At 72.7% G+C, this 9,482-nt stretch carries 6 protein-coding genes and 3 pseudogenes; 7 read left to right on the forward strand and 2 right to left on the reverse strand.

Features of this window, described 5'->3' with window-relative positions; all coding sequences use genetic code 11:
• Nucleotides 1–198: 198 nt before the first annotated feature.
• A complete protein-coding gene (locus tag ABZ656_RS53035) occupies nucleotides 199–936 on the reverse strand; it encodes an FCD domain-containing protein (protein WP_360279255.1) in 738 nt (245 codons plus the stop codon).
• A gap of 77 nt (nucleotides 937–1,013) precedes the next feature.
• On the opposite strand from ABZ656_RS53035, the gene ABZ656_RS53040 reads away from it, so the two are divergent.
• From ABZ656_RS53040 to ABZ656_RS53065, 6 genes and pseudogenes are all read left to right on the forward strand, one after another.
• The gene (locus ABZ656_RS53040) at nucleotides 1,014–2,384 is read left to right on the forward strand and encodes a glutamine synthetase family protein (protein WP_101406140.1); all 1,371 of its coding nucleotides are present in this window, start codon (nucleotides 1,014–1,016) and stop codon (nucleotides 2,382–2,384) included.
• A gap of 11 nt (nucleotides 2,385–2,395) precedes the next feature.
• Nucleotides 2,396–3,775, forward strand: coding sequence for an aldehyde dehydrogenase family protein (locus tag ABZ656_RS53045; RefSeq protein WP_101406141.1), 1,380 nt, complete (start codon nucleotides 2,396–2,398; stop codon nucleotides 3,773–3,775).
• A 62-nt stretch (nucleotides 3,776–3,837) separates the two neighbouring features.
• Entirely contained in the window at nucleotides 3,838–4,608 is a 771-nt protein-coding gene (locus ABZ656_RS53050; RefSeq protein ID WP_095858197.1) for a 3-oxoacyl-ACP reductase, read from the forward strand.
• A gap of 252 nt (nucleotides 4,609–4,860) precedes the next feature.
• Nucleotides 4,861–5,022 (forward strand): annotated as a pseudogene (locus ABZ656_RS53055) (haloacid dehalogenase-like hydrolase); the annotation flags it as partial.
• 450 nt (nucleotides 5,023–5,472) lie between these two features.
• Nucleotides 5,473–5,952: pseudogene (locus ABZ656_RS53060) on the forward strand (haloacid dehalogenase-like hydrolase); the annotation flags it as partial.
• Nucleotides 5,953–5,995: 43 nt separating this feature from the next.
• Complete coding sequence (locus tag ABZ656_RS53065; protein ID WP_360279259.1) at nucleotides 5,996–6,853, forward strand: DUF2510 domain-containing protein; 858 nt, start codon at nucleotides 5,996–5,998, stop codon at nucleotides 6,851–6,853.
• Between the two features lie 20 nt (nucleotides 6,854–6,873).
• On the opposite strand, the gene ABZ656_RS53070 is transcribed toward ABZ656_RS53065, so the two are convergent.
• The gene (locus tag ABZ656_RS53070; protein WP_360279262.1) at nucleotides 6,874–8,076 is read right to left on the reverse strand and encodes an amino acid deaminase/aldolase; all 1,203 of its coding nucleotides are present in this window, start codon (nucleotides 8,074–8,076) and stop codon (nucleotides 6,874–6,876) included.
• Nucleotides 8,077–8,951: 875 nt separating this feature from the next.
• Here ABZ656_RS53070 and ABZ656_RS53075 point away from each other — a divergent pair.
• Nucleotides 8,952–9,482, forward strand: a pseudogene (locus tag ABZ656_RS53075) (hypothetical protein); the annotation flags it as partial.

Below are 9,482 nucleotides of genomic sequence, written 5' to 3' on the forward strand. Positions count from 1 at the left end.
GCCGCTCACGCCGCTCACGCCGCTCACGCCGCTCACGCCGCTCACGCCGCTCACGCCGCTCACGCCGCTCACGCCGCTCACGCTGTCCACGCCGCCCAGGCTGTCCGCACCGTCCCTACCTCCCACGCCGCGCTCCCTACGGATTCAATGGAATGCAGTCATACCTTTGAAAGTCCTCGTACGGTACCGGCAGACGGCTCACGCCAGGAAGCCCCGCAGGAGTGCCGCCGTCCCCGAGCAGTGCTCCCGCATCATCTCCCGCGCCCCGTCCGCGTCCCCGTCGAGCACCGCCTCGACCAGCGCGGTGTGCTGGCGCTGGGAGTGCTCCAGGTTCCGGACCAGGAGGGGGATGCAGTCGAGCAGGTCGTTGACGGAGGCGCGGACGGCCGCGTACTGGGCCGTCAGCGACGGCGAACCGCTCAGCTCGGCGAGGGTGAGGTGGAGCAGGGTGTCCAGGCGCCGGTAGTCCGCCAGCGGCGCCTCGTGCGTGCGGGCCAGTGCCTCGCGCAGCCGCGCGGCCTGCTCCGGGGAGAGCCCGTGCGTCGCGCACAGCCCCGCCGCCCCCACCTCCAGCACCTCACGGAAGCGCAGGACGTCCTCGATGTCGACCTCGGCGAACCGGCGCCGCAGCTCGTCCTCGCCGGGGGTTTCGGCCCTCGGCACCACGAACGTGCCGCCGTACCGACCGCGCCGCGACTCGACAAGACCCTGGTCCTGGAGCACCTTCAGCACCTCGCGCAGCGTCACCCGGCTGATCCCCAGCCGCTCCGCCAGATCCCGCTCCGCGGGCAGCCGTCCGCCGCCCGGTACCAGCCCCAGCCGGACCACCTGGAGGATCTGCTCCAGCGCCTCCTCGAAACCGTTGCCCGCCCGCACCGGCCGCAGCACCGGCGTCAGTCGGTCGTCCGCACCACCGTCGGCTTCCGCCCGCGTCATCTGGTCGTGCCCCCTTCCCAAGCAATGGTTCTCCGCAATACCTTATGGCTCTCGGCTGACCCAAGGAGGCTTTTCCGGTGGCAGACCGCACACCCCCGCTCGCCGTCGAGGAGCTGCACGCCCTCGTCGCGAGCGGCGAGATCGACACCGTCGTCCTGGCCTTCCCCGACATGCAGGGGCGGCTCCAGGGCAAGCGGTTCGCCGCGCGCTTCTTCCTCGACGAGGTCCTCGAGCACGGCACGGAGGGCTGCAACTACCTCCTCGCCGTCGACACCGAGATGAACACGGTCGACGGATACGCCATGTCCTCCTGGGACCGGGGCTACGGCGACTTCGCCATGCGCCCCGATCTCAGCACCCTACGGCGGGTGCCGTGGAACGAGGGCACCGCCCTGCTCGTCGCCGACCTCGTCTGGAACGACGGCTCCCCGGTCGTGGCCGCGCCCCGCCAGATCCTGCGCCGCCAGCTCGACCGCCTCGCCGCGCTCGGCTACACCGCCCAGGTCGGCACCGAGCTCGAGTTCATCGTCTTCAAGGACACCTACGAGCAGGCCTGGGACGCGGGCTACAAGGGGCTCACCCCGGCCAATCAGTACAACATCGACTACTCGGTCCTCGGGACCGGACGCATCGAGCCGCTGCTGCGCCGCATCCGCAACGAGATGCAGGCCGCGGGGCTGACCGTCGAGTCCGCCAAGGGCGAGTGCAACCCCGGCCAGCACGAGATCGCCTTCAAGTACGACGAGGCCCTCGTCACCTGCGACCAGCACGCCATCTACAAGACCGGCGCCAAGGAGATCGCCTCCCAGGAGGGCGTCTCGCTCACCTTCATGGCGAAGTACAACGAGCGCGAGGGCAACTCCTGTCACATCCACCTCTCGCTCACGGACGCGGACGGCACGAACGTGATGGCCGGCTCGGCGCAGGACCCGGGCGGCATGTCCGACGTCATGCGGCACTTCCTCGCCGGGCAGCTGGCCGCCCTGCGCGACTTCTCGCTCCTCTACGCGCCCCACATCAACTCCTACAAGCGCTTCCAGCCCGGCTCCTTCGCGCCGACCGCCGTCGCCTGGGGATACGACAACCGCACCTGTTCGCTGCGCGTCGTCGGCCACGGCCGCTCGACGCGCTTCGAGAACCGGCTGCCCGGCGGTGACGTCAATCCGCACCTGGCCGTCGCCGGGCTCGTCGCGGCCGGCCTGTACGGCATCGAACAGAAGCTGGAGCTGCCGGAGCCGTGCGCGGGCAACGCTTACACGGCCGAGTACGAGCACGTGCCCACCACCCTGCGCGAGGCCGCCGAGCTCTGGGAGAACAGCCCCATCGCCAAGGCCGCCTTCGGCGACGAGGTGGTCGCGCACTACCGCAACATGGCCCGCGTCGAGCTGGCAGCCTTCGACGCCGCGGTGACCGACTGGGAGCTGCGCCGCTCCTTCGAACGCATGTGAGAGGTCCTTCCTTGTCGAACGAGCTCGCTCTCCAGGTACTCAACCCGGCCACCGAGGAGGTCCTCGCCACCGTCCCGGCCGCCACCGCGGCCGACGTGGACGCCGCCGTCGTACGCGCCGCGCGGGCCCAGGCGAAGTGGGCGGCCCTCCCGCCCGCCGACCGCGCCCGCCTGCTGCGCCGCTTCGCGGCCGCCGTCGACGGACACCTGGAGGAACTCGCCCGCCTGGAGGTGCGCGAGGCCGGGCACACGGTCGGCAACGCCCGCTGGGAGGCGGGCAACGTCCGAGACCTGCTCGACTACGCCGCCGGGGGAGTGGAGCGGCTCACCGGCCGCCAGATCCCGGTTCCGGGCGGCCTCGACGTGACCATCCTCGAACCGCTCGGCGTCGTGGGCGTCATCGCGCCCTGGAACTTCCCGATGCCGATCGCCGCCTGGGGCACCGCCCCGGCGCTCGCGGCCGGCAACGCGGTCGTCCTCAAGCCCGCCGAGACGACCCCCCTGACGGCGCTCCGGCTGGCCGAGCTGGCTCTGGAGGCCGGTCTGCCCGAGGGGCTCTTCCAGGTGCTCCCCGGCCACGGTCCGGTCGCGGGCAACGCGCTCGTCGAACACCCCGGCGTCGCGAAGATCGTGTTCACCGGGTCAACAGCCGTGGGCAAACAGGTGTTGGCGAAGGGCTCGGCCCTGCTCAAGCGCGTCACCCTCGAACTCGGCGGCAAGAGCCCCAACATCGTCTTCGCCGACGCGGATGTCGAGGCCGCCGCCGCAGCGGCTCCGATGGCTTTCCTCGACAACTCCGGCCAGGACTGCTGCGCCCGTACCCGCATCCTCGTCCAGCGCTCCGCCTACGACCGCTTCGTCGACCTCCTCGCCCCCGCGATCGAGTCCGTCGTCGTCGGCGACCCCTCCGACGAGCAGACGCAGATGGGCCCGCTGATCTCCCGGGTGCAGCTGGAGCGCGTGCGCTCGTACGTCTCCGCCGACACCCCCGGCATCCGCGGAAAGGCCCCCGAGGGCCCCGGCTTCTGGTTCCCGCCCACCCTCCTCACCGATGTCGAGCCCCACGCGCGTGTGGCCGTCGAGGAGGTCTTCGGCCCCGTCGCCGTCGTCCTGCCCTTCGAGGACGAGGCGGACGCGATCCGGCTCGCCAACGCCACCGAGTACGGCCTCTCCGGCTCCATCTGGACCCGTGACGTCGGCCGCGCCCTGCGCGTCTCCCAGGCCGTCCGCGCCGGGAACCTGTCCGTCAACTCCCACTCCAGCGTCCGCTACTGGACCCCCTTCGGCGGCTTCAAGCAGTCGGGGATCGGCCGTGAACTCGGCCCGGACGCGCTCACCGCCTTCACCGAAACCAAGAACGTCTTCATCAGCACGGAGGGCCCCGCACAGTGACCGAAGCCACCGCAGGCACCGCAGGCAAAGCAGGCACCGAAGCCACCGCAGGCACCGAAGGAATCATCTGCCGCCGCCTCGTCGGCCGTACCGCCGTCATCACCGGCGCCGGCAGCGGCATCGGTCTCGCCACCGCCCGCCGGCTCGCCTCCGAGGGTGCCCACGTCGTCTGCGGCGACGTCGACGACGCCCGCGGCAAGGCCGCAGCCGACGAGGTCGGCGGGATCTTCGTCAAGGTCGACGTCACCGACCCCGAGCAGGTCGAGGCGCTCTTCAAGACGGCGTTCGACACCTACGGCTCCGTCGACATCGCCTTCAACAACGCGGGCATCTCGCCACCCGACGACGACTCCATCCTGGAAACCGGCCTGGAGGCCTGGAAGCGCGTCCAGGAGGTGAACCTCACCTCCGTCTACCTGTGCTGCAAGGCCGCGATCCCCTACATGCGGCGCCAGGGCAAGGGCTCCATCATCAACACGGCGTCCTTCGTGGCCCGGATGGGTGCGGCCACCTCGCAGATCTCGTACACGGCCTCCAAGGGCGGCGTGCTGGCCATGTCCCGTGAACTGGGCGTCCAGTTCGCCCGCGAGGGCATCCGCGTCAACGCCCTGTGCCCGGGACCGGTCAACACCCCGCTGCTCCAGGAACTGTTCGCCAAGGACCCCGAGCGGGCCGCACGCCGGCTCGTCCACATCCCCGTCGGCCGGTTCGCCGAGGCCGAGGAGATCGCCGCGGCGGTCGCCTTCCTCGCCAGCGACGACTCCTCCTTCGTGAACGCCTCCGACTTCCTGGTGGACGGGGGGATCTCGGGCGCGTACGTCACGCCTCTGTAGATCACCCCGGTATATGCACATCCCATGCGATATCGATCCGTTCGTGGCACTTTCGCGTGGACCCCGGTCGCGGGGGGGCCCCCGGCGCGGGCGCCCCCCCCCCCCCCCCCCCCCCCCCCCCCCCGCCCCCCCCCGCCACCCCCCTCCCTCGGCCACCGTCCCGACTGCCCTCGGCCACCGTCCCGACTGTCCTCGGCCACCGTCCCGACTGCCCTCGGCCACCGTCCCGACTGTCCTCGGCCACCGTCCCGACTGCCCTCGGCTTCCGCGCCCTGGTACGGCGACAACCGCGCCCACCTGCAACAGGTGATCGACGAGCGGGGCACCTGCGCCGGGCGGATCCCCCCGGCGGGCCGCCCGGCCGCCGCCTTCGACTGGGACAACACCGTCACCAAGAACGACGTCACCGACGCCAAGGCGGTCCGCCCCGGGGCAACGACGAGATCGGTGCGCTGACCGTGGGTGCCACGCGAGCCGATGTCGAACTCGAGCCCGAGGCTTGACTCCTACGGGTGGGTTTACGTGGTGACAAGCTCTGGACGGGGCCTGAGGCTGGGCTCGGCTGCTAACTTCCTCTCGTCCGACAATCCAATTGCGGACCTACCGTCGGGCGGACGGGAAGTGACGCCTGTGGAGGCTCGTGTAAGACCACATCCCTCGGGTGCGGCAGGAGCCTGCGAAGCAGGAACCCGTGGTGGCGCCGCTTTTGCGGTGCGGACCCGAATCGCCGAAGGCAGCTTCGGCGAGGGCGTCGATACGACCGGCAGCGCGACCTGGTTCGCGGACTGCCGCGGGCCGGGCGCGGACCGGGCGACAGTCCGCGCACGACTCGCCTCGCCCTTCTTTGCGCTTCGCGGTGGCGCCCGGCACACGATCGCCATCCGGTCGGTGCTCGACCGGCGCGGCCGGATCACCACCTGGAACGAGGGCTGCGGCGGTGTACCGGCGACCCGGGGCGAGGCCATCCCGTACATCGACGGCAAGCGCTGCTGGATCAACCAGGAGATCTACGGCGTCCACGGCGCCGCGGCCTGGCAGCGGCAGGACCCACGCCACCGCACCGCGCTCGCGGCCGGTGACGCCGACACCGATGTGACCTTCGTCGGGGACGCCACCGGAGCCCACCTGGTCCTCAACCGCAACAAGAGCGAACTCATGTGCCGCGCGTACGACGACGCCGACGGCCGCTGGGTGATCAACCCGATGTTCATCGGGCCGCTGCCGCACGGGCCGGAGCCGTACCCGTGCGCTACCAGCGCCCTCAACGCGACCGGCGGCGGCAGGGAACCCGTCCTCAGGGACGACGGTTCGGTCGTACCCGACCAGAAGGACACCGTCTACTGAGCACCCGTGTACTGACGTTCGGGGCGCGCCCTAGAGTGCCGGAATGAGCATGACGCCTCCGCCCGGCTGGTACCGCGACCCCTCGTACCCGCTCGTCGAGCGCTGGTGGGACGGCGCCGCCTGGACGGATCACCGGCGCGGACCCGAGGCACCCCAGGTGCCCCTGGCACCGCCGCGACCCGTCGCCGGCGGCTCCGGCCGCGCCAAGGCCGTGGCGCTCGTCGCCGCCGGAGTCGTCCTGGTCACCTCGATCGTCACGGGCGCCTTCGTGCTCGGCCGGGAGGGCGGCGGGGGCGCCGCGGCGACACGGACCACCCCGGCCGCCGCACCCGCACAGACCACCGGCTCCCCGGCCGACCCGTCCTCCGCCGACCCGTCCGTCGTCGTGGACGAGCTCAACGGCATCGCCCTGCCGCTGCTCGACGGCTGGGTCCGCGCCCAGGACGTCGCCGAGGACGACGTCATGATGACCACCCCCGGCACCTACGACTGCCCGGGCGACCCCGGTCTGTGCCGGCACGGGCGGGTCATCTCGCGCACCGTCACCGCGAACGACGAGAGGTCCCCGAAGGCCCTCGCCGAGCACGACATCGCGGACGCCGCGAACACCGCGTACGACCGCGACCTCCTCGACAACCGGCCCTTCCACGGCGTCACCTCCCACCGGCAGCTGCGGGCGAGCCCGGTCGCCGTCGCGGGCAGTGTCGGATACCTCGTGCGCTGGCAGGTGAGGACGGGGGTGGGACCCGGGGGCTACGTCGAATCGCTGGCGTTCCCCTCCGGCGTGGGCTCGCGGGCCCTCGTCATCGTCCGCTTCGTGTTCGACGCGGGCGCGGACGGGCCGCCGCTCACCGACATGGACCGGATCACCCAGAGGATCCGGCCGGCGGGCACGCGGTGATGGGCACGCGGTGAGTCCGGTTACAGGAAGGTGTGGCCCTCTCCCCGGTACGTCGGGACGGTCGACGTCACCGTGTCGCCCTCGATCAGGTGCAGCGCGTCGAACCGCTCGCACAGCTCCCCGGCCTTCGCGTGCCGGAACCACACCTTGTCGCCGATGAGCAGGTCGTCCGCCGGGGCGCCGAGCAGCGGCGTCTGCACCTCGCCGGGGCCCTCCTGGGCGTCGTACCGCAGGCCCTCCGGCAGATGGGGGACCGGCAGCCGGTCGGGGCCCGGGGCGCCCGAGGCCGGGTAGCCGCCGCCGAGCACGGTGACGACCCCGACGCCCGGCCTGCGTACCACCGGGTGCGCGAAGAGTGCTGCCGGACGTCCGCTGAACGACGTGTAGTTGTCGAACAGCCGAGGAACGTACAGCCCGGAGCCCGCCGCGATCTCGGTGACCGCGTCCTCGGCGGCCGTGTGCTGCACACTGCCCGTCCCGCCGCCGTTGACGTATTCGAGGTCCGGTTCCACGGCCCGCACGGCACGGACCACCTCGGCGCGCCGCTGCGCGAGCTCCTTGCGGGCGGTGGCCTGCATGAGCCTGATCGCACGCGACCGGAAGGGCCGCCCCGCGACGGCGTCACCGACGCCGGCGACATGACCCTCGTACGCCATGATCCCCACCAGCTTGAACCCGGGCCGGCGGACCACGGCGCGGGCCAGGTCGGCGACCTGGGCGGGCGAGTGCAGCGGCGAGCGCAGCGCTCCGACCCGCACCCGGCCGCCGAGCAGCTTGAGGGAGGTGTCCAACTCCAGGCAGACGCGCACCACTTCGGTGCCGCCCCGGCGGGCCTCGTCGATCAGGCGGAGCTGGGCGGGGTCGTCGGCCATGACGGTGACGGCGGCGGCGAGCTTGGGGTCGGAGGTCAGCTCGGCGAAGCCCTGGGTGTCCGCCGAGGGGTAGGCGAGCAGGATGTCGTCGAAGCCGGAACGGGCCAGCCAGATCGACTCGGCCAGGGTGAAGGACATGATCCCCGCGAAACCGTCCCGCTCCAGGACGCGCTCGAGCAGGGCGCGGCAGCGCACCGACTTGCTGGCGACCCGGATCGGCTTGCCGCCGGCCCTGCGGACGAGATCGTCCGCGTTCGCGTCGAAGGCCTCCAGATCCACGATCGCGAGGGGTGCGTCGAGATGAGCGGTGGCCCGGTCGTAGCGGGCCCGGTCTGCGGCGCGGGCAGTCATGACCGAAGCCTGCCAGACTCGATTACCGCAGGGTAGGGGGATGTTCCGGGCAGATGCCCCGGGCACGCGGACTGGTTCCCTCCCTGCCCATGTCAACCCGTAGAGTGACGCGCACGCAGGGAGGAACGACCTTGTCCGGGCGGGTCGTGCCCGGGATGACGGTCCGTCGCCACGGGTATGGGTGCTCGTGACGGGTGAGTCGCCGAGGTGGTTTCTTCCGTACACGTGAGCGGCCCGGCGGATTCCGGGCCGGGTCGGTAGCCCGGGTACGAGGAAACGGGGGGTGCATGAGCACGGAAGCGCGCCGCGCCTCCATCCCGCCACGCCCGGCCACCCCACCCCGCCCGGCACAGCCACCGGGAGAGTCGCCCGAGGGAGCAGCGTCTCCCGCGCAGGACACCCCACCGTCTCCCGCGGAGGGCCGTAACGGCTCCTCACCCTCCCGCCCGTCGCCGCGACCGGCGCAGCGCGCCGGGGAGGCTGCCGCACCGTCCCGCCCGTCGACTCCACCACAGCCTGAACAGGCCCCGACGAGCGGGGAGCGTGTGCCGTCCAGCCGGGCGACTCCACCACGGCCTGAACAGGCCCCGACGAGCGGGGAGCGTGTGCGGTCCAGCCGGGCGACCCCGCCGCGGCCGGAACAGTCTCCTGCGAGCGGGGAGCGCGTGCCCTCCTGGTCGGCGACCCCGCCTCGGCCCGAACAGTCTCCGAGGAGCGAGGGTGGTGTGCCGTCCCGTCCGGCGACCACACCGAGGCCGGAGATGTCTCCCGGGCGTGGGAATCCGGTGCCCCCGCAGAGGCCCGAAGCGCCGCCCGCGGGGGGCGTGACGCAGCCGCCGCGTCCGGCGACCCCGCCGCGGCCCGAGGAGCCCCCCGTGGGCCAGTCCCCGGTGGGCGAGGACGTGGTGCCGCCCCGCCCGAAGTACCTGCCCTCGGGCGCCACTTGGCGGCCACGCCCGGCCGAGCCGCCCGTGGGCGGCGAGCCCTGGTCGCTGCCGAGCCCGCAGGAACAGCCCGCGGCCACCGCCCCGAGTCCCCGCCGGACCGACCCGTCCGTCGTCGGCGAGCCCTGGACGCTCCCCGACTCCGGGGACCTGTCCACGGGAGGCGTCCCGCGCCGCCCGGCGGGGCGGACCACCACGGCTGATGCCCCCGCCGCGCGCGCACCCCGGCCGAGCCGCCCGTCCCCGGCGTCCGACGCCATGACGTCGCCCCGCGCGGGCGCCGCCTCCCGGCCACCGGGTTCGTCCACTGCCGGGACCCCGCGTTCGGGCGGCGAGTCCCGTACCCCGTTGTCGCCCGATGCCGCCGGTCCGGGGAGGAGGCGGCCGCCGGTCCGCGGGCGGCGTCAGCTCTTGACGGGCTTCAGCGACGTGAGCACGAGGATCGTGCTGGCGTTGCGGTTG

The sequence above is a fragment of the Streptomyces sp. NPDC007095 genome (assembly GCF_040634475.1).
GTDB lineage: Bacteria > Actinomycetota > Actinomycetes > Streptomycetales > Streptomycetaceae > Streptomyces.